This window comes from Rhodococcus sp. 15-2388-1-1a, from assembly GCF_002259145.1.
Classification (GTDB): Bacteria; Actinomycetota; Actinomycetes; order Mycobacteriales; family Mycobacteriaceae; genus Rhodococcoides.
The window spans coordinates 16748-35209 of the sequence record NZ_NPFP01000009.1 but is presented as its reverse complement, the minus strand read 5'-3'; the positions used below and the strand labels follow the sequence as shown (position 1 = coordinate 35209).

Here is an 18462-nt window from a genome sequence, read left to right as displayed (position 1 = left end):
CTGGCTCGGTACCGCTAATGGCGGCGGAAGGTGCGTGTGGCCGGTCTCAGATGCGTGGTCCGCGGGTCGGCCCGGATCGTCGGGCCTGTTGCTGGCGCAGTTGTTCGCGACGTTCGGCTTTACGTTGCTCGGCGAGACGGCGTTGTTCGGCGGCGCGTTGCTCTGAGGCTTCTCGTCGCGTCCGGTCTGTATCGACGATCGGATCGGGCGTCGCGGGTTGCGGGGCCGGTGCCGACTGCTGTCCGGTGCCTGCGTGTTCGGGCACCGGTGCGGGCGCGGTGACTGTTTTGATGCGGGCGTTCACCTGATCCCATGCTCGGGCCGCTTCGCCGTGTTCGGGTCGGTCTCCTATGAGCGTGCGGTCGGTGTCGATGCCGAATTGTTCTCGGTAGGCCCCGACTTGGCCGGCGGTGATCTGCCAGCGCAGTCGGGCACCGCCGGAGTCGGGAACCTCGCCGAGGTGGCGGGTCCATGCGGGCTGTTCGTCGATGGCGTGCTGTCCGAGTTCGCGGGTGCGTTCGGCGATCTCGGTGTATCGGCGGCGGGTCCAGGCGACGAGTTCAGGGTCGATTCCCTCCCGGTTCTGCATCGGTGGCAGCACCCAGCTCGGGGCACTGTGGTCGCGTGCTTCTCGGCCGAGGGGCCAGCGTCGTTCGGCGTCGTCGAGCAGATCCGCTGCACTCGGGTCGGGTTCGGTGACACCACGGCGCAGTTCCACGATCGCCGCGTGGGGGTCTTTGCCGGCGCGTTCGGCATTGCGTAGGTGCGCGGCGAGGTCGGGCCACGCCGCGTCGTCGGCGAGGATGGTCTCGGCGTGCTCACCGAACTGGGTGCGCAGTGTCGGTTCGATGCTCTGCGCCCAGGCGTGCATCTCGTCGGCACCGTTCTCGATGTGCTTTTCGAGTCGCCAATGCATCACTGCGGAGACGGAGTCGGCGCTCGCGAGTTCGCGCTCCGAGCGGGCGGCGGCGAGGGTGGGGGCGGCGTCGAGGCCGAGCTGCTCGGCGCGGCGGTACTGGTGGACGAAGGTGTCCCATTCGGCTTCGGCGATCATCGTGTTCACCAACTCCGGACCCATGTTCTGGCGCACGATCGCTTCGATACGGTGCGCGTCGATGAGCTCTCCCGCGTACTCGTATCCGCCGACGTTGTAGTCGAGCTTGCGGTGCGCGACGGCGGCGTCGCGTTGCTGTTCGGTCGCCGAGACGGCCGAGCCGTCGCGGCCGATGATGGTCCGCACGACTTCGTCGGCGATCTTCTTGTCCGGGTGCACGTGGATCAGGTGCGGGTCGACGATCCGGTCGATGGGCACGTACAGATGGCTTCTCTCGCGGCCGCGCGTGAGGGCGACGTAGAGGGCTTGCCGGTTCATGGTGTCGTCGACGAGGACATGAACCTGGTCGACGGTCATCCCTTGGGAGCGGTGGATGGTGGCGGCGTAACCGAGCTCGCAGTGATCTTTGACGTAGTCGGCCGGCAGCCGGATACGCCCGCCGTGTTCGAGGTGGCGCACGGTCAGCGATCCGTCGCGGTGCGCAGTCTTGACCGTCCACAAGTCACCGTTGCAGACTCGTTCGCCCCGGGTACCGGTGACTCGCAGGCTCGTGTCGTTGCGGCGGGTGACGATGAGATCCCCTGCGCTGGCGCGCAGTCCGTCGGACAGGTCGTTGCCGCCTTTCTTGACCAGTCCCTTGGCGAGTCGATCGGTGCGGGCACGGTCGTTAAGGTCGCGGACGGCGTGGTTGCTGTTGGCGATCATCAGCGACGTCGTCTCGGTCTCCGAGGTCTCCGCCCAGGCGGTGAAGACTTTCTCGGCGAGGTCGTCGGCCATGCCGTGCTGCACGCGGTCTTTCGCGGCGTACCAGGCGGCGACGGAGGTGTCGCCGTCGCGCAGTCGCAAGGAGATCTCGGCCTCTTCCTTGTCGCGGAAACGGTGGACGTCGACCAGCTCCGGTGCAGCGCTCGATCGGGCGACCAGTCGCAGTGCGCCGCCCGTATCGACGGCCGCGAGCTGCTGCGGGTCACCGAGTAGCCGGACCACTGCGCCGTGCTCGGCGGCGATGTGAGTCAGCCGGTCCAAATTGTGTGTCGACGCCATGCCTGCTTCGTCGACGAGAATCATCGCCCCCGGGGTGATGCCGGTATCGAGTTCGTTCTCGTATCGGGTGAGCACGTCGTCGATGGTGCGGCCGGTGACACCCAGCTCGGTGCCCAGGACGTCGGCAGCTTTCGCGGACGGTCCGAGGGCGATCACGTCGTATCCGGTACTGCGCCACGCATCGACGACGACGCGCATGGCGGTGGTCTTGCCGGTGCCGGCCGGACCGACACCGGCAGCCAGCAGCGCACCCGAGAACAGGAAGTGCTCGACGAGTGCCTTCTTGTCCGCGCCGAGATCCCAGCGTTTGCGTTGGGTGTGCGCGGCGAGGGCCGCGGTGTAGGCGTGGGCAGGTGCCATCACCGCTGTCGGGGTGTGGGCGGCTCCCACGAGGCGGTGTTCAGCGGCGAGGATCGCTGCGCTGGTGTAGGTCTCGTTGCCGTGCACGGTCAGAATCGACGCCCCGTCGCTGCGCTGCAGCGCCTTGGGTGTCGCGTCGACCTGGCGAGTCAACCGGATGGACTCTGCGCCGAGCGCGGCTTCGGTGACCGTCTCGGCGACCCCGTCACGCTCGGCCGCGGTCGCGAACACCAGTGGCCGTAGTTGTCGTTGAACCTCGGCTTGGATGTGCCAGCGGTTCCAACTCGAGCGCTGCTGTGCGATGCGGGCGACTGTGGTGCGGGCGATCTCGCGGTGGTCGATCGAGGCGGCATCGGTAACGGTGATCGTGTTCCCGATGCTCTTCTTCAAGGCTGACTTCAGGGCACGTCGGCCGACGACGTCGAGCGCGCGTTCGCGCCATTCCACGCGTTGGGCACCGAGCGATTTCGGGGGTGCTTTCTCGTTGCGGGTTTCCAGGGTCGCTTGGTCGGCGAGGCGCATCTGCATCGCGGTCGAGGGGTCTTTGCCGTGGGTCTTGCGGTAGTCCGAGACGAGTCTTTCCAGTCGTGACTCGATGGCGTCACGGCGGGAGAACTCGCTAAGCAATGCGGTGGGGATGCCCTCGATCTCTCGGACGGCGCGCTTGTTGATTCCGGTGCCCGGTCGGTCGGCGAACACGGTGCCGAGCTCGCGGGTGACGTACTCCTCGATGAGGGTGTTGTAGCGCTCGGATGCGGCGACGGCGAGCTTGTGCAGCACGCGCCCGTCCAGGCTGCGCCACTTGCCGTCGACGCCTTGCACTTTGGTGGAGATCGCGACGTGGGTGTGCAGGTTCGGGTCACCGTTGCGGTTGTCGCCGTGATCGAACCGGGTGTACATCAGGCCGGTCGATTCGATCTGTCCAACACCGGCTTTGCCGACGCGGGTGTAGGAGGCGTTGTCCTCGACCCAGCCGATGGCATCGGTCACCGCGGCGCTGTGTGCGCGCTCGATCGCGACGCGGGTGTCGTCGTCGCCCAGGCCCCAGAGAACCGACACCGACTTCTGTGGCGTAAAAACGCAGTCGTAGCCGGCGACGGGTTGACGTTCGCGGCGTTGCTGCGAGGCGATGTAGCGGACGAGTTCTGCTTCGCTGGCCGGTGATCGGCCGACTTCGTGGTGGAACTCGTCTGCTCCGACGCGGTAGCGGATCTGCTGGCACTGCTCGGCGGTGAGCGACTTTCCGCCGGCGGCGCGGTCGTTGTCGATCTCGGCGCGGATGCGCTTCATCAGCGGCACCTCGTTGCGGAAGCTCGCGAACTTGCGGCCCAGCCGCACGCTCTCGATCGCGGCGTTCGCTTTCGTACCGTCGAGGACGGCGGCCTCGATCAACGCCTGGGCTTCGGGGTGCAGACCTTCGCCGAACAGGGCTTTCATCTGGTCCTCGCGGACGTACCCGGACACGCCGAGTTCGGCCGAGGCCCGCCCTCCCCAGATGCCCGGTTCGGTGCCTTCGGCGGCGTAGTAGTCGGTGAGGTCTTGGCCGCGTTCGCGGTGAATGTCGTCACTGGCGACCTCGCGGGTGAGGTAGGTGTAGCCGTCGCCGGCGTGCAGCGCGTGCACGGTCATCATCGCGGGCACCGCCGCCGACGAGCGGGTATGCGACGAGATCTCACGAGTCGATCTCCCTCGAAATCTGCTTCTGAATCGCGCGGCACGGTCGCGATAGTACGCAGATTCCGCCCATGGACACTAATAGTGCAAGAGGTGTGTGGCGTTTAGTTTGGCATTTTTCGAAGTAATACACGAAACCTGAAGTCGATAGTATCTAGATTTCGGACGAATTAGAACGTGCATGGACAATGAGGGACGAAAGTTGTAGCAGGACAGATCAATCAGGGCGACCGTGGGAGCGTATGGCCCTTTCGCCGGCCAGCCTGTTGGCGGTAGCCTGTCCGACATGACTCCCTCAAACGGTGGACCGATCAGCGCTCGGGAACGGGCTCGGCGGGCGAATGCGCAGCGATTGTCGGACGCACAGGTGCGTTTGAAGAATCAGGAGCAGGATTTGATCTCGTATTTCGATGCGACCCGCGACGAACAAAAAATCAACGACGATGTGACCACGAGGATCGAGCGCTTGCGGCGGGACGCGGAAACCAAACTTGAAGCGGCGTATGAGAGACGCGCAAGAGCACTGGCCGAGCTCAAGAAACGCGGTGAAACATACGCCAGCATCGCTGCCTTGGTGGATCTCTCAGTGCCCGAAGCGACGCGGTTGGTCAAGTCGACGATGACGGCACGTACGACCCTCAGGCCCGATATCGGTCCGGCTGCAGAGAATGACGCGGGTGGCACGAGTAGCACGGATGAAAGTTTCGAGAGCCCTGGGGATTCCGCATCAACTGCGTCTGCAGAGCCTTGGATAGATGAAGACGCGGGGGCGGATGAAGAGGGCGCGCGCAGCATCGCCTGACAAACGAGTTGAGCTAGCGCCGCAGGCTTCACGCCCGCACACACCGAAGGTTCGAACTCAGTGCAACACAACGGTATTTCGCGAACGCAATGGGAACGCACGCCCACTGCACATAGCCAAGGCGAGGCGTTATGTCGTTGACTTGGTGTTGAATCCGGCTTGAGGTCTGAGGTGAACGATCGTGATCGCCCTTGTTGCCATCGGCTTGATCGTCGTAGGAGCGCTGTGGCGCGCCGGGAAATCCGGGTCAGGTTGGTGGTTCGCTCCTCTGCGGGCAACGGAAATCATCGCTGGGGGCGTGTTTCGCATCTGCGTGATTGTTGCGTCAATCGTGTTTGCATTCGTCGTCGCTGCCGTCGTCGGCGCGTTGCGCAGCACCTTCCGCCCTGGCCAGTGACACCCGCATCTTCATGCCCTCGGGCGCATCAGCGGATGCCTGGACAAACCCAAAACGGTACGACCCGCCGGTTGATGCGTGTGTGCTATCAGTCGGCGCAGCTCAGCACCCGATCATCACCCGAATCAGAAACCTATTGCCCACGATAGCGGGCCGGAGGAAACGTCACACCCGAGCAGTCATTGGCCTGGCCCGCGCCGAGCAAATGTCCTGTGGGCAATGCTTCGCGACGAAGACAGTACGTGTCGGCCTCTGGTTCTGAGAAGGTGACTGCTGCGTAGAGAACCTAAGTTCATCATTGCGGGTCGACGCTCGGCAAATTCGGTGTTGAATTTCGGGCCTCAACTACGTCGCTATTAGACGAAGCGGCCGAAGCTGGGGTGGATGGCGTAGATGCGCCGCCGATTAAAGCTCTCTTGACGTCGGTGCGCCGCTGTCGTCATCGGCTGGTTGGGACGCGTGCTCCCAATATTGCTGCTGCTCGGCGAACTTCGGCCACGACCTTGGTGCGGGTGCCCTCGCCGAACGACTCCGCGGGACCCGTCACACCGAGAACGGCGGCCAGGGTGCCGTCCTGAGCGTGCACCGGAGCGGTAACCGATGCAATCCCGAACAGTCGTTCGCTGATCGAGAAGGCGTATCCATCTTGGTGGATCTGCTCGAGTTGACCCCGAAAGTCGGCTTTGGTCAGGACGCTCCCGTCGGCATGCGCGATCTCGGCGACCCCGGCCATGGCGTCGTCTATCTCGGAACCACTCATTTCTGCGAGGATCGTCTTGCCCGCCCCGCCGAGATGAAGCGGGAGTCGCTCGCCGACTGGGAGGACGTAGCTCAGCGGATGATCGCTCTCCACACGTGCGATGAGCACCCGACTGTGCTCGACACGCACATAAATCGACGCGGTGAACCCGGTATTGGCGGCGAGCTGTTGCAGGATCGGCTGGGCGAGCACGCTCAGCGGGTTGGTCACCATGAACGCGTGTGCCACGGCTAGGGCGGCGGGACCAGCGGTGTACCCATCTGCCGATCGTGCTGCAAAGCCTCGCTCCATCAACACCCCGAGGATGCGTTGCACCGTGGCGACATGCAGATCGGCAAGACGCGCGAGTTCGCTCAGCCGAAGGGGTTGCTTGGCCGACTGAAGAACCGTGAGGACATCGAATGCGCGGTCGAGAGACCGCATGTTGCCTGCTGGCGCTGCCATAGTCGTCCTCTCGAAAAATCGCTCAAGAGAACTTATCACTGTGCGATAAACAAACGTCAGCGCAGTGCAGTCGCGTTGCACGGTGAGCCGACACCGCCGACGATCGGCAGCGGTTTGACAGTGAGCATGGCCTCCCATGTTCCGGTGGCGCGGCTATCTGCCACCAGATCGGTGAGGTTCCACAATTCGCCCAATGGAACACCGAGTTTCCCGATCAACTCCTGATGCATCATTCCTTTGTCCTCAGGTGCCGAATGCAGGAACGGGCTGCCCTCAAGCACCGGTAGAACCTCCACCGCGAACGTGTCGGTGGCGAACAGTGCGATCTTGTTGTCCCACAACCACTCGAGCAACGCCGGGTGTTGCGCGAAACCGGTCGCGCGCCGTCCCTCTCTGACGGAATTCTGCTCGTCACTCGTCGCATTCAGATACCACCGAGCCCAGCCGGTATGGACGAGAATCAAGTCGCCCGGTCTGACATCGACCTGCTGTCCCCGAACGGCGTCGTCGAGCGTGTCCGCGTCCAGTGCCGGTCCGTCGAGGTGGTCGAGAGGGGTGCCGTTCTCGACCATCATCCCTTCGATGTCGAGAACCAATCCGCGCCCGACGATCGGTGCATCCGCCCACGCTTGCACACCCAGGCGTGGTGCACCGACCACGATGGCAGCGTCGTCGACCCCGTCGTAGAAGCCGTGACCGGAGACCCTGCGGTGACGAAGACCGTCGAGGTGGCTGCTCGTCTGCAGAAAGAAGTGGTCCAGCAGATCGTCTCGCGATTGTTCGTGGGCGCTGACGATGGTATGCGTCGGGGCGGACCGTGAACGCGCCATCGGCGGATCGAACGCTCCAACCGCGTAGTCGAGACTGAAACAGTCTCCGCGAGTGACGATCCGGGCCGCCTCCACAATGTGCTGAGGACCGGCGAAATTGGCGGTGCCCCGGTCGGGATCCTCGAACAAACCCCAGCTTGATCCGGCCGGTGCAGCGTCGGTGCGCATCACCAGGTCTGCATACGGGGACCCCATATGCAAACCCGGTGCCACGTGTCGATCGGTCATGCGTGTTCCGCAGTTGCCGTGCGAGCGGGATCCTCCGTCGACGACGATTCGTCGTCGGGTCGGTGAAAGTACGACAGTGCGAAAGCGAGCAGCCCGGCAACGCCGGCGGACCCGTATGCCCATGGGGCGAGCAATTCTTCCATGTGCGTGACGAACTCGCCGTTACCGGCAATGAGTCCGCCGCCCTGAAGGACGACGATGGCCAGTCCCCCGAGCAGGAAGGCCACCACGCTGACCCTGAAGATCGTCGAGATGCATTTTTCGAGCATGGACTTTCCTTTCGTAGTGGTCATCAGCTGACTGGCAGGAGGCCGAGAGCGATGAGAACTCCAACGCCGAGAATCGGGATGCAGTAGTACTTCAACAACGGGACGAACATCTTTGCCGGGTCGACGCGTGCGATACCTGCGGCAACGTAGATCGGGGCTCCAGACGGGGGCGACGCGCCCTCGGTGGATGCGAAGACCAGGACGGCTGCGGCCGCAACCGGTGCGGGTATCCCGACTCCGACCAGTGCAGCGACGGCGACGCCGCCGACGGCAGCCATCGTGGCCGATGCGGTGAGCGGGATGGCGATGACGACGATGATGACGCCGACCAGAATGGCCATCAGCCAAGCGGGTGCGCTGAGGTTGGCCAGCATGGTGGTCAGCTGCTCGGGAAGCCCGAGATCGCCGAGGACGTTCGAGGCGGAGAACGCCGCCACGATCGTGACACCGATGACGCCGAACTGAGGTGCTGTGTCGCCGAGAATCTTCCACCATCCTCGGCCGGTCTTCGGCAGATGACGACGGCCGAGGAAGAACACCAGAAGAATCATCAGGACCGGGATCCAGGTGATGAGGCTGAGCGCGCTGGACATCACGAGGTCGGTGTACTCGGCGATGGGAACCGCAATCGGACCGCGGGTGAGCAGCAACGGAATGATGATCGGAACGAAGAGCAGCAGTGACGTCCATCCGGCCCGCAGACTCTTGCGAGCGGGAATGCGGTCTTCCTCGGCGATGGGCTGCAGACCGTTCTTGCGGACCAGATAGTAGTTCAGTGCCAATCGGTAACCGAGGCACCACAATCCGGCAAGAGCAAGGGGAAGGATGATCTCATCGGGTTCCATCAAACCGGTGACGGTGGTGGAGCCGACGAGGATGAACATGGTCGCGCTGAAAGGGAAGGTCACACCCATTCCTGCGCAGCCTGCAACGACGGTGGCGGACAGTTCGCCACTGACGCCGGATCGCTTCATCCACGGCACCGTGACGGATCCGACTGCAGCAGTGACGGACGCCCCGACGTGCGCGATGGCACCGAACATGCCACCCGCCACCGTCGAGGTATAAATCGGTCCGCCGCGCAGGCGGCCGAAGAAGGTGTTCAGAATGTCGATGAGGCGGTCGAGGACAGGCGTCTTGGCCAGTACGAAGCTCATGAAGATGAAGGCCAGTCCGGCGAAGGTGACCTCTTCCTGCATCGAGTCGAGGAATCCGTGCCACATGTATTCGGGTGCGCTCCGGCCGGCGAACGCACCGACCACAAGGAACCCGACGATCATCGCCTCGCCGATGTTTCGTTTGAGCACCGCGTTCCAGAAGATGATGGCGACGATGAACGACACCAGCGCCCAGATGGCGATCATGACGCGGCCCTGGCTGCGATGATTGCTGCGCGGCGTTGCGCTTCGTCGGCCTCGACGGCACGGCCACCGGCCAGGCTGCCGAAGGCTTCTGCAGCGGGGACGATGATGACGCCGTCGTCATCGGCGACGACGAGATCACCCGGGTTGCAGACGACTCCTCCGACCGCGACGGGGATGTCGTTGTAGCCGGGGCCGTCCTTGTACGGGCCCGCCGGATTGACCGCCCGGGCCCAAACTCCGAAGCCGATTTCCTCAAGTACATCGATGTCGCGCGCAGCGCCGTCGATGACCATGCCGACACATCCACGGGACCGGGCGCGCTCGGCGAGCAGTTCTCCCATCAGGGCACGGTTGAGGTCGCCATGTCCGTTGATGACGATCACCTCACCGGGGAGCACCTTCGCCACCGCCGCTTGCAGGGCCTTGTTGTCTCCCGCTCGCGTCCACACCGTACGCGCTCGCCCGACGGTACGAGCACCTTTCCACATCGCATGAATTCCCGAGTCGACCATTCCCATTCGTTGGCGTGCATCGCCGATGTTCGCGACGGGTAGCCCCGAGTAGGCGTCGGCGAGTTCGCCGGTATCGCGTCCGTCGGCGTCGGCCAACGAGGCGTGTAGTTCGGCGGCGGCCGCGGCGAGAACCGGACGAACACCGAGCTCGTCGAGCAATTCCACCGATGCTGCGGCTTCCACCGCGCGACGGGCGGCGTGCTTGCGGGTTCCGTCGCGCAGTCGATCGAGGGCATCGAAGCCATCCGACAGTTCGGCGGCGATCTGGCCGCGTACCCACTGTTCGGCACCGGCCGCAGCACCGGCTTCGGTGGATTCGACGATCAGCGCTCCGAGGCCCTTCATGAAGCTGCTACGCAACAACTTTCGCCGTGACGCATCGCCGGGCGCACCGCCGATGTCTTCGACCGAAGCACCCAACGCGCGAAAGTGCTCTGCCGCGGTGCCAGAGCCCGAACCGCTGACGACCAGTGCAGTGCGGGCCCCGTGCGCCGGGACGGAACCGACCACGGCGACGTCGGCGAACGCGACGCCGACGGCGGTCGATACCGCTGCGGCCACGTCATTCTTCACGGCAGCGGACGCGGAGTTCATGTCCGCGTACGTCGTTCCCGCGCTCAGGTGCGGGGCCGCGGCCGTCGCAGCCTGCACGGCCACCTTCGAGCTGGTCAGGCTCAGAACCAGGTCTGCACCGGCCACCGCGTCCGATACGTCGTCGAAACGAACGACGTCCGACGGTGCGGCGGTATCGGCGGGATCGAAACCTGTTACCTCCCAACCTACTGCCGCAAAGCCCGACGAGTAGAGGGTGCCCGCTTCACCGAGTCCCAGGATCGCAACTTTCATTTCTTCCTCTCATAGAGTGATAATTGCTATCACTTAATGCTGTAATGGTGGTCACAGCAGAGGGCTGATGTCAAGTAGGTCGCATAGACGGCTCACACGATGCAGGGCGCTACTCGTCCAATTCATCGCGCTCCGGATAAGTAACCTTGGACGCGAGGGGCCGTTGCGGATAGGTGGCTCATCGGCCGACGTTGCAAACTTCACGAAAATGAAGTCCGGACCAAAATGCGTCGCCAGCTGGCGACATGAAAAGCACCGGCACGCGGCGGTTCGGCAACGATCATTCGACCGAAGGACTGAAACGAGAATTCGGCGACGCCATTGACTGCGCAGGCCAGTGCGTATTTCACACGAAGCCGGGCCGCGAATCTTTGGTGCGCGGCCCTCTTCGAGGTCTGGTGACGGGATTCATCAACGAGCCTGTCGGCAGGTGGCCGCCTCGCAGCGGCTGACGGTTGACACCCGGGGTGTCGGGATCGAACGCCGTGCAGTCGTAAAACGACAGTGCTGCCGGTTGCACCACCTGCGGGTGTTGTCGTGCGCGATGAGTCCGAGTACACCCTCGGCTTCCTCGATGAGCATTGGAAGCTCTCCTGCGGTGGCGAGCGCGAGACCTTGCGTGGCCTAACGCTTCGCGTGAGGATGTCCAGCGGCGGCATTCGCGGCCGCGCCTATGAGATTCTGATGGCCTGGTAATAGTTCACGACAGGGGTAGCTTCCAAAGGATCGGACCAGACGCCCCCGCTCAACATGACGAAGGTGGTCTGTCAACCCCGAAGAGGGGCCGGCGACCGCGGGTGGATTGGTCGGGGTCCCCTGCATGTCAAACTCGGAGGACTCGTACGACCAACACGATAACCGTAGGGGTGGCTCAGAAGGGGACGTGCGAGCGTGGTCATGCGGTCGAATACCGTTGCAAGGCAATGATTATGATCTGTTCGACAACTTCGCGATGCGACGGAGGCGGCACTGCCGCGGCACGTGTCAGGTCGAGTGCGGAGCATCGAATCCGAACGTGCGGCGGCTCGATTGATTGTGTCGATGACGAATGCAGGTATTGGCGCTGGTTACGCTCATGGGTACGGATGCGGTTGCGCATTGCAAATGTATCAACGAAAGGTTCTCCGACTGTGGCCAAAAAAGTGACAACCCAATTGGTGGACGATATCGACGGGACGGTTATCGACGACGAATCCGGCGAGACGATCGAATTCGCAATCAACGGCGTCGAGTACTCGATCGACCTGAAGGTGAAGAACGCGAACGAGTTTCACAAGAAGCTCGACTACTACGTCGGACACGCGACGCGAGTCGGTGGCCGCAAGCGCAAGCCCACCCCCGCTGCCGCGTCGGCCACGACAGCGGTCGGCGGATCGGGCAAGCGTGATCCCGAGCAGACGCGGGCGATCCGGCAGTGGGCGTTCGACCAGGGCTACGAAATCAGCGAACGCGGCCGCATCCCGGCCGACATCGAAGAGGCGTACAACGCCGCACACTGACAGGCGGCGAGCCGCCGGCGTCCGCGCGAGCGGCGGCTTCATGTTCTCTCTGCTGCCCGGGCTGTGCAGGACGTAGCGCAGTGGAGTTCCATTTGCCTGCCGCCCGCATGGCGGCAACTCGTTCTGCATAGTCGACGGCATCGATTCCCGACGTGCGCGACACGACAAAGGCCCGTCCCTTGGTTGGGGCGGGCCGTTGTCGGGTTGGTGGGGTGGTCAGTCAGTCGGCGGCCTAATGTCTTTGCCTGCGGCAACGTCGCGTAGCCACTGCGGAACCGGATCGTTGTCGTACTCGCGGAGCTTGATCGAGGCTCCTGCGGCTGCCGCGCGGACCCTCCGGCGTTGCTCGGGAGTCCAGGCCCGGCGTGGTTCGGTGGTGGTCATGGGCGCTCCTCGCGGGGTGTTGTAGGTCCATTGTCGCTGTTGTCGTCGGTTTCCGCTAGGTCGTCGCTGCTGGGCGCAATATCTCGGTCGGCAATTGCTCGAAGTGTGCGACGGTCGGTCTTGGCGATGAAGGGAGTTGCGGCAACGGTGCCGAACACTGTCCAGCCGAGCGCAACTTCGTCAGGGTTGTCGCTGACGGTGCGTTCGAGGCACCAGGTGATTCGTTGCCAGGATTGGGAGCGGTTGTCCGCTCGGGTGCGTTGGTTGACGGTTCCGGCGACGCCGACGACGGCGAAGACGCCGACTATGAGGGTGATCCAGGCTTGTGCTGGCACGGGCCGGGTTCCTTTCGTGTGGTGGGTCGGAGTGCGGCGCGCTGCGCAGCACCTTCTAACAACTCGTCGAAGTGTCGTCACGTGGCGGGCTCGTGACGTGGGCCGAACGTCGCTCAGTGCACGGAAGCGCTCCGCGTCAATGCCGTCGCGCGGGAGCAAGTTCGCTTTCGATCTGTACCGGTCGATCTACACCGTGAATTCAGACCAGCAGGTCATACGCCCACTCATACACCCAGCGAGGCAACTTGGGTGCATCGAACGGTGCGGTAGCGAAACTCGATCCGAAGCGCATTGCGCACTCGGGGATCGCGTCGACGGTCCGGGAGCCGAAGGACCTGGCTGCGACAATCCACTGTCCGCGGTAATGCACTCGGATTGCAGTCGACACTGTGCATCGCCCACCGGAGTATCCGGCGGTCAGCTGGTGGCATTCCCATTCGACGTGCTGGTTCTGTCCGAAAAAGTGCGTCAGCGTCCCGGCGAAGGACGGCCCGTAGAGGGTCCCTCGGTCGGTGTCGATACGGGTGAAGTTCATGGTGTTGGCCTTTTCGGGTCATGGCGGCAATGCGAGGTGTGCGTTGAATGTTGCTCAGAACAGGGGAATTTGGTTGCGCGCCGCGAGACTCTCGCGGAGCTCTCGGAACTTGCCCAGAAGGTCTGAGGCGACGGCCTCGGTGTACCCGATGGACCGCGCAACCTCACTGAGCGTGTTGCCGTCGGACAGAGCATCATGGATCTCACGACCGACAGCGAGGTCCTCGACTTCGTCCGTATCGAGACGCGCGACATCTGCGGCGGCCAACCGGACAGAAGCGAGGGCAGCTCGACGCCGCACATCGCCCGACTCTGCCTCTCCCCGCGCCGTCACAGTGTGCTACCGCTGCGGAAGGCGTTCAGGCGGTTCGTCGCTTCACGTTGCGCCCTTCCAATTTCGACGAGCTGGTCGAACAGAAAGTCTTCCGGCGCTTCCTCGGCGATCTGCTGAATTCTGATCCCTGCGTCGAAGAAGCTACGTCGGTAACTTTCCGACAGGACCATGCCGGCGTAGTCGGTTGCCGATGCTCCGCATGCGTTCGCTGCGGTGACGTCGGTCAGTGTTCGACGCAGCCGTGCACCGCGGTGTCCACTGGCACCTGACCGGACAAGAACGCCCAGAACACTCGCGGGGTCGTGTGGGAGGTTGTCGATGATCAGCCCCTGCATGATGCCGTACAGCTCGCGATAAACGGGATCGTGGAAATCGTTGGCCTGCAATGACGCTGCAATGCGGGCGGCCTCGTTGGTGTCCTGCAACCACATCAGTGCGCAGATGACCAGTGCTTCCGGTGCCGTCTCCGGATGGTCCGTCAGATCAGCGTGATCGTCGTCGGTGGGTTCGGCTGCTCTCAACGGGGTCATCTGTTCGCCTCGTTTCTATGTGCGGGTCTGTTGCGGGAGAACTGGCTTCGGTACTCCGGTTGCGCTTTGCTTGGTTATGCCGCGTTCGTAGTCATTGCGGAGGTGTGGGTCAGATGTAGAGAAGGTTCGGTGGTGCGGTGCCGTCGAACTGCTTGAGGCTGTCGAGGACGGCGTTGTAGTTCTCGGGCCTGCAGCTTCCGAGTCCGATGATGAGGGCACAGGTTCCGTCGAGTGTGACGAGGTAGGACGGCGGGGTTCCGTTGTCGGACGATGCGTGCTCGCGTGCGTCGAGGAGGGCGATACGGACGGCATCGGCGGCGGCCAGTTTCGCGCATTCGAGATTGGGCTCTGCTCCGGTTGCGGTCAGAATTTCGGGGTTGTCCTCAGGGTGTGTGGTGACGGTCCAGGTGATCATCGTTGGTTCCTTGTCGCTCGTGCCGGCCAGCTGCTTCTAATCGAGCGTCACACGAGGTCCATAACAAAGCGTTCGCTGCGGAGACAGATCAGGCGAGGGTGTGGATAACTGTGGTGTCGAGTCAGCCTGTGGATAAACGACGTTCGGCCCCGGGGTTGGGGCCGAACGTGTGGTACTAGACGTCGTCGAAGACATCGAGGAGTTTGGCGGGGTCGCGGCGGTAGCGGCTGCCGTCGAGAAATACTCCGACGGCAGCGCGGTGAACGCGTCGGAGTTCGGCCATCAGGGTGTCGTACCCGATGCGGTCGGTGATGCGCCAGGTGACAGGTCCCATGTGCAGGTCTACCCAGTGGATGGTGCGGCGTTGTTCGGAGCTGTAGCGGTGATGCGGCACTGCGGTGTGTTCGGGGCTATCGAGCCACAGGACAGAGATCGCGGCGGCCCCGAATTCTGCGCCTGGTTGCGCGGGGTGAGGGGCTTGTCCATCGGCTCCGGCGAGTGCGGCCCGGACGGTGGCAAATCCGGTGATGACTGCGGATACTGTTTCGGCGCTGCGGAAGGTCATCATGACGTGACCTAGTGCGACGATCATCTGCGCTTCGTCGGTGGCTGCGGCGGTAGCGGTGATAGTGGCCTGTTGGGGTCCGGAGACCAGAACGGTTGTGTGGGTGACGATTCCGGTGGTCCGGGCGTTGTGTGCGGCCGTGGTCCGTCGTCCTGTGCTGGAAGTATTCTGCGGCATGTCGGGCTCTCTTTCTGTTGCGGAACCGGCTCCCCCGGCCCTTTCGCTCTGCCAATTTCTTTCGCCGTCATCTGGCTCGAAGGAGAGAAGGCGGCGCACTGGACCGGCGTCCTGGCCCTGATCCGGAAAGTTTTCAGCCGCAGGCGCTTTGAAAAGTTTTCGGAGCCCATCGGGCCGGAGCAACGCGGAGTCAGGGATGGGTAAGACGGGTCAGGGTGTTGCATGCTCGATCGGAGCCAGATGTGCGAAGGAAATTGTTCTTTCTGCTGTGCGGAGCGCAGCGGAGCTCAAATCCGGAGACCGCCGGAGGTGGTCCCAGGGCAGCGCGCACCTCGACGCAGACTGAGCCAACCGGGCGCGACCACCTCACAGCCATCAACAGCCTGGGGTGATTGCGCGGGAGCGACGGAAAGCAACCAGGCTCGATGTCGCGGTAGCACTTCTATCCTGCGGACATGCGGTCACGCTCGGTGGCTAGCTTGTCATCAAACTTGGATTGCCCGTCCTCGTGGCCATCGACGATCCCTGCGGTGACTTCTTCCCACTTCCGATATCGGCGCATCGCGGTCGATGCAACGGAGCCGTCCGTTTCTCTACCGATTCGTGCCCACGACCATTCGCGGTGGGCGTGTCGGAGCCGCGCTGTTTCCGCAACTTCCGGCGTTAGGTCGTCTACTTGCAGTCGAGGCGAGTCCGCCGTCTCGACGTGTTCTCCCCGAGTGCCGTCTTCGCCCTCTGAATCATCCCGGCTCGGGCTGGGGCCTTCTTGGCTGACCTCGGTGTCTGCCCAGTCCGGCTCCTCTGTGGCAGCACTTGGAGCGAATTCCACTCTGACGGCTCCGCGGGGCGCACGAAGTATGACGGCCAGCACTTCGGTCATCGCGAGGAGCGCAATAGGTGCAATGGTGGCAATACCCGCCGAGACTACGGCCGGAAGCAAGGCCGCACTCAACACTGCGTGGTACGAGTTACCCGCAATCGACGCCGATGCGGCAACACGCAAGATCGTGACGACGAAGCGACGGCCGTTGATCGTGCGGTTGTCCGTGTGATTCGACAGCGCAATAGCTGTCACTGTTGTCGAGACAATTGCACCGTCCAACACCACTGGAATCACCCACGCCTCGCCGGGACCTATCCCAGCCATCACCGCGAGATCACGCAACACAGCGAAACTGAGCCAGAAGGACGCCCCGGCAATGCCTACTGTCAGCGCAACGGCCGTTGCGAGGGCCCACTGCAAGATCGCTGGATGAAGCGCAACGACGTCTGACGGCTTCGTTGTCAACGGGGTAGCTGTGGAGTGCGATCGGCTCATCGGATTCTCGGTCCTCGTGCGAGAGGGCCCGTTCGTTGCGGAAACGGCACACCGTCGTTGAATCTGTTGCGCAACAACTCTAAGTAGTCTTCGATTGCCGCATTGACGAGATCCGACGGGCCCCGCGGCGCGCCGGGCGTTGCGGACAACGCTTCGGCTGCGTTGAGAAGATCGTCGACGGTGGACTGGTAGAGGTAGTACGAACGCTTCTGTTTTGCGTTGTCCGGTGACGGTTGCGCACCGGTCTCGGCCGACGAAACAGAGTCGTGGGGCTGCCGCGAGTTCTCCGGCGGATCGACCGGGCTCGATCCGGCGAGTGCGCTCTTCATGCGTTCGGGCCGGGCCATCACAGGTGTCCCTTCGTGAGCAGCGCAAGAGTGTCGCGATAGATCGTCGACAGGCTGCGAGATTGCGTTGTCCCCCAGTCGACCAGGCTGGTTTGGGCCTCCATCGAGTCTTTGATGACAACCCGCTTGGGAACGGCGTCACCGAGGATGTTGATGCTCGCGGCGATCTCGATCAATTGTTCTCGACCGCTGATCGTCGCGATCTCGTGAAGGTTGACGATCGCACCGAGCATGGCGAGGTCCGGGTTGTAGCTGCGCTTGACTGCATCGATGGTGCGCAGCAATCGCGCGAGTCCATTGGCTGAGAACAGCGCGGACTGAGTCACGACGACGGCGGCACGCGCTGCAACAAGGGCGTTGATAGTCAGCAGATCGAGGCTAGGTGGGCAATCGATGAGGATCACGTCGTACACGCCTCGTACGGCGTCGATTGCGTCGCGAAGCCGCCGTTCTCGGCCGGCACCGGCAACGACCAATTGATCGCGGACATAGGCCAGGGACTCGTTTCCCGGCGACGTGGGTACCAGGTCTACGCCAGGCCAGATGGTGGGGACGACAGCATCGGCGATGGTCGCGTTCGACGACTCGGCAAGTACGTCGGCAACACCGACATCGTCGCTCTCTAGCTCGGTTCTGGTCAGGACAGTGCTGGCGTTGCCTTGCGGATCCACGTCGATAACGAGTGCTCGCTTCCCCGCTTGGGCAACGGCGTAGGCGAGGTGAAAGACGGTGGTGGTCTTGCCCACTCCGCCCTTCTGATTGCAGAACGCAAAGATGTCAGCGGGCATGGTGGGTCTCACTTTCCATGGATGAATGGGACGAACTGGCGGTACAGCGGGAATGGGATGTCATGCACGCCTTGGAACCGAAGGATGAGTCGCACCCTGTAGAAGGGTTGGATGTATTGCAGGTACGGGGCTCGAGGCGTGATTCGCGTGCCATAGGCGAAAGGCGCGCCATAGGGGCATGAGAAGCATTTACTTCCAACACATCCCAAGCGCGACTCGCATCCTCTGTGGGTAATGGAGGTGTAACCACCGCAGGATGTATAACGCCCGTCGCCGGCAAGTCATCTGAGGCACTCTTTGCGGGTAATTCAGGTACGGCAGTCGCGGAGAATTCCGCCGCCGCACCGCTAGCGGGATCGGCCTGCACCGGCGAACTTCTGTGCTGGCGTCCGAGCAGCCAAATGTGTTGCTCTGGTCTGATCTTCGGGGAATCGACGTGCACAACGGACGAGAGCAAGAGAGCGGCACGGACTGAGCGATCGAGGTCCGAAAGATGGTTAGCCATGAAAGGCAACTCGTTGGTGTCAGCATTGCAGATGGGTCGAGAGCTCAACTGGTACCTCCATAGTGGTGACGGATGAAAGACAAGGGACTTCGTTCATTTCCTCCGGACCCCCCATGGCCCCTGAGCCAATTTCCGCACCCACGTTGT

The 18462-nt window shown here is 63.2% G+C and carries 19 protein-coding genes; 3 read left to right on the top strand and 16 right to left on the bottom strand.

Going from position 1 to position 18462, the window contains the following annotated elements; all coding sequences use genetic code 11:
- Nucleotides 1–46: 46 nt before the first annotated feature.
- A complete protein-coding gene (mobF, locus tag CH302_RS08815) occupies nucleotides 47–4090 on the bottom strand; it encodes a MobF family relaxase (RefSeq protein ID WP_037192104.1) in 4044 nt (1347 codons plus the stop codon).
- 328 nt (nucleotides 4091–4418) lie between these two features.
- Here mobF and CH302_RS08810 point away from each other — a divergent pair, with 328 nt between their 5' ends.
- The gene (locus tag CH302_RS08810) at nucleotides 4419–4934 is read left to right on the top strand and encodes a hypothetical protein (protein WP_037192276.1); all 516 of its coding nucleotides are present in this window, start codon (nucleotides 4419–4421) and stop codon (nucleotides 4932–4934) included.
- 181 nt (nucleotides 4935–5115) lie between these two features.
- Nucleotides 5116–5331, top strand: a complete 216-nt coding sequence (locus CH302_RS08805; RefSeq protein WP_037192103.1) for a hypothetical protein — start codon at nucleotides 5116–5118, stop codon at nucleotides 5329–5331.
- A gap of 439 nt (nucleotides 5332–5770) precedes the next feature.
- Here the strand turns inward: CH302_RS08805 and CH302_RS08800 are convergent, their stop codons facing one another.
- From CH302_RS08800 to CH302_RS08780, 5 genes are read right to left on the bottom strand one after another with little or no spacing between them, the layout of a single operon-like run.
- A complete protein-coding gene (locus CH302_RS08800; RefSeq protein WP_037192101.1) occupies nucleotides 5771–6535 on the bottom strand; it encodes an IclR family transcriptional regulator in 765 nt (254 codons plus the stop codon).
- A gap of 56 nt (nucleotides 6536–6591) precedes the next feature.
- Nucleotides 6592–7593, bottom strand: a complete 1002-nt coding sequence (locus CH302_RS08795) for a cyclase family protein (protein WP_230596314.1) — start codon at nucleotides 7591–7593, stop codon at nucleotides 6592–6594.
- Nucleotides 7590–7886 (bottom strand): hypothetical protein, encoded by a 297-nt coding sequence (locus tag CH302_RS08790; protein WP_230596313.1) that lies wholly within the window; start codon nucleotides 7884–7886, stop codon nucleotides 7590–7592. The genes CH302_RS08795 and CH302_RS08790 overlap by 4 nt, the downstream gene beginning before the upstream one ends.
- Entirely contained in the window at nucleotides 7886–9226 is a 1341-nt protein-coding gene (locus CH302_RS08785) for a TRAP transporter large permease subunit (protein ID WP_037192097.1), read from the bottom strand. Before CH302_RS08785 ends, CH302_RS08790 begins: the two co-directional genes overlap by 1 nt.
- Nucleotides 9223–10584: a DUF1932 domain-containing protein gene (locus CH302_RS08780; RefSeq protein ID WP_037192095.1), complete on the bottom strand. Its 1362-nt coding sequence runs from the start codon at nucleotides 10582–10584 to the stop codon at nucleotides 9223–9225. The genes CH302_RS08785 and CH302_RS08780 overlap by 4 nt, the downstream gene beginning before the upstream one ends.
- Before the next feature lie 1130 nt (nucleotides 10585–11714).
- On the opposite strand from CH302_RS08780, the gene CH302_RS08770 reads away from it, so the two are divergent.
- Complete coding sequence (locus CH302_RS08770) at nucleotides 11715–12083, top strand: histone-like nucleoid-structuring protein Lsr2 (protein WP_037192094.1); 369 nt, start codon at nucleotides 11715–11717, stop codon at nucleotides 12081–12083.
- Between the two features lie 216 nt (nucleotides 12084–12299).
- On the opposite strand, the gene CH302_RS29965 is transcribed toward CH302_RS08770, so the two are convergent.
- The 10 genes from CH302_RS29965 to CH302_RS08725 form a co-directional block, all read right to left on the bottom strand.
- Nucleotides 12300–12467, bottom strand: coding sequence for a hypothetical protein (locus tag CH302_RS29965; RefSeq protein WP_155292931.1), 168 nt, complete (start codon nucleotides 12465–12467; stop codon nucleotides 12300–12302).
- The gene (locus CH302_RS08765) at nucleotides 12464–12802 is read right to left on the bottom strand and encodes a hypothetical protein (RefSeq protein WP_052047774.1); all 339 of its coding nucleotides are present in this window, start codon (nucleotides 12800–12802) and stop codon (nucleotides 12464–12466) included. The genes CH302_RS29965 and CH302_RS08765 overlap by 4 nt, the downstream gene beginning before the upstream one ends.
- A gap of 199 nt (nucleotides 12803–13001) precedes the next feature.
- On the bottom strand, nucleotides 13002–13337 hold the full coding sequence (locus tag CH302_RS08760; RefSeq protein ID WP_037192093.1) for a hypothetical protein: 336 nt from the start codon (nucleotides 13335–13337) through the stop codon (nucleotides 13002–13004).
- Between the two features lie 54 nt (nucleotides 13338–13391).
- Nucleotides 13392–13670: a hypothetical protein gene (locus CH302_RS08755; protein WP_037192092.1), complete on the bottom strand. Its 279-nt coding sequence runs from the start codon at nucleotides 13668–13670 to the stop codon at nucleotides 13392–13394.
- Nucleotides 13667–14200: a DnaB-like helicase N-terminal domain-containing protein gene (locus CH302_RS08750; RefSeq protein WP_037192091.1), complete on the bottom strand. Its 534-nt coding sequence runs from the start codon at nucleotides 14198–14200 to the stop codon at nucleotides 13667–13669. Before CH302_RS08750 ends, CH302_RS08755 begins: the two co-directional genes overlap by 4 nt.
- A 109-nt stretch (nucleotides 14201–14309) precedes the next feature.
- Complete coding sequence (locus CH302_RS08745) at nucleotides 14310–14615, bottom strand: hypothetical protein (protein WP_037192090.1); 306 nt, start codon at nucleotides 14613–14615, stop codon at nucleotides 14310–14312.
- A 175-nt stretch (nucleotides 14616–14790) separates the two neighbouring features.
- A complete protein-coding gene (locus CH302_RS08740) occupies nucleotides 14791–15357 on the bottom strand; it encodes a hypothetical protein (protein WP_037192089.1) in 567 nt (188 codons plus the stop codon).
- A gap of 442 nt (nucleotides 15358–15799) precedes the next feature.
- Entirely contained in the window at nucleotides 15800–16675 is an 876-nt protein-coding gene (locus tag CH302_RS08735; RefSeq protein ID WP_052047773.1) for a DUF2637 domain-containing protein, read from the bottom strand.
- The gene (locus CH302_RS08730) at nucleotides 16672–17022 is read right to left on the bottom strand and encodes a hypothetical protein (protein ID WP_037192087.1); all 351 of its coding nucleotides are present in this window, start codon (nucleotides 17020–17022) and stop codon (nucleotides 16672–16674) included. Before CH302_RS08730 ends, CH302_RS08735 begins: the two co-directional genes overlap by 4 nt.
- On the bottom strand, nucleotides 17022–17810 hold the full coding sequence (locus CH302_RS08725) for a ParA family protein (protein WP_037192085.1): 789 nt from the start codon (nucleotides 17808–17810) through the stop codon (nucleotides 17022–17024). The genes CH302_RS08730 and CH302_RS08725 overlap by 1 nt, the downstream gene beginning before the upstream one ends.
- Between the last annotated feature and the right edge of the window lie 652 nt (nucleotides 17811–18462).

What these genes read in the sequence shown, in the direction of transcription:
- CH302_RS08785 (WP_037192097.1), bottom strand. Translation starts at nt 9,226, where the DNA reads ATGATCGCCATCTGGGCGCTGGTGTCGTTCATCGTCGCCATCATCTTC.
- CH302_RS08800 (WP_037192101.1), bottom strand. Translation starts at nt 6,535, where the DNA reads ATGGCAGCGCCAGCAGGCAACATGCGGTCTCTCGACCGCGCATTCGAT.
- CH302_RS08750 (WP_037192091.1), bottom strand. Translation starts at nt 14,200, where the DNA reads ATGACCCCGTTGAGAGCAGCCGAACCCACCGACGACGATCACGCTGAT.
- CH302_RS08810 (WP_037192276.1), top strand. Translation starts at nt 4,419, where the DNA reads ATGACTCCCTCAAACGGTGGACCGATCAGCGCTCGGGAACGGGCTCGG.
- CH302_RS08735 (WP_052047773.1), bottom strand. Translation starts at nt 16,675, where the DNA reads ATGAGCCGATCGCACTCCACAGCTACCCCGTTGACAACGAAGCCGTCA.
- CH302_RS08745 (WP_037192090.1), bottom strand. Translation starts at nt 14,615, where the DNA reads ATGATCACCTGGACCGTCACCACACACCCTGAGGACAACCCCGAAATT.
- CH302_RS08790 (WP_230596313.1), bottom strand. Translation starts at nt 7,886, where the DNA reads ATGACCACTACGAAAGGAAAGTCCATGCTCGAAAAATGCATCTCGACG.
- CH302_RS08795 (WP_230596314.1), bottom strand. Translation starts at nt 7,593, where the DNA reads ATGACCGATCGACACGTGGCACCGGGTTTGCATATGGGGTCCCCGTAT.
- CH302_RS08725 (WP_037192085.1), bottom strand. Translation starts at nt 17,810, where the DNA reads ATGCCCGCTGACATCTTTGCGTTCTGCAATCAGAAGGGCGGAGTGGGC.
- CH302_RS29965 (WP_155292931.1), bottom strand. Translation starts at nt 12,467, where the DNA reads ATGACCACCACCGAACCACGCCGGGCCTGGACTCCCGAGCAACGCCGG.
- CH302_RS08740 (WP_037192089.1), bottom strand. Translation starts at nt 15,357, where the DNA reads ATGCCGCAGAATACTTCCAGCACAGGACGACGGACCACGGCCGCACAC.
- CH302_RS08780 (WP_037192095.1), bottom strand. Translation starts at nt 10,584, where the DNA reads ATGAAAGTTGCGATCCTGGGACTCGGTGAAGCGGGCACCCTCTACTCG.
- CH302_RS08730 (WP_037192087.1), bottom strand. Translation starts at nt 17,022, where the DNA reads ATGGCCCGGCCCGAACGCATGAAGAGCGCACTCGCCGGATCGAGCCCG.
- CH302_RS08760 (WP_037192093.1), bottom strand. Translation starts at nt 13,337, where the DNA reads ATGAACTTCACCCGTATCGACACCGACCGAGGGACCCTCTACGGGCCG.
- mobF (WP_037192104.1), bottom strand. Translation starts at nt 4,090, where the DNA reads ATGATGACCGTGCACGCGCTGCACGCCGGCGACGGCTACACCTACCTC.